General features: G+C 70.0%; 1 protein-coding gene. It reads right to left on the bottom strand.

Annotated elements, in window-relative coordinates:
• The coding region (locus EQG76_RS04475; RefSeq protein ID WP_159710971.1) for an efflux RND transporter periplasmic adaptor subunit at positions 1-504 on the bottom strand (504 nt) is incomplete at both ends.

The raw sequence follows: 504 nt of genomic DNA, 5'->3' as shown, positions 1-504 counted from the left end.
GGCGGCGGCCTGGGTGGGCGCCACCTTCTGGCCGGGGCGGACCTTCTGCACGCCGTCGACGATCACCCGGTCGCCCTCGGCCAGGCCGGAGGTGACGGCGACCGTGGCGCCGACCGCGGCACCGAGCTGGACCCGGCGCATTTCGGCCGTATCGTCCGCCGCCACGGTCAGCACATAGGGGCCCTGCTGGTCGGCCAGCACTGCGCCCTGGGCCACGACCAGCACCTGTTCCGGCGTGCCGGCCCGCACGGTCACCTTGGCGATCTGGCCGTCCACCAGGAAATGCTCGGGATTGGGGAACACCGCACGCACGATCACGGCGTCGGTCCCCTGTTCCGCCGTCACGTCGACAAAGTCGATCTTGCCGGGATGGGGGTAGTCGCTGCCATCCGCCATGGTCAGCCCAGCCTGGAGGCCGGCCGCATCGACCTTGCGCGCCTCCATCTCCTTGCGGATCTGGAGAAGCTGGCGATTGGAGACCGGAAAGACCGCATACATCGGGTC

The sequence above is a fragment of the Geminicoccus flavidas genome, assembly GCF_009806515.1.
Classification (GTDB): Bacteria; Pseudomonadota; Alphaproteobacteria; order Geminicoccales; family Geminicoccaceae; genus Geminicoccus; species Geminicoccus flavidus.
Note: the sequence above shows the minus strand (reverse complement) of the source record. Positions and strands in the feature narration are given on the sequence as shown.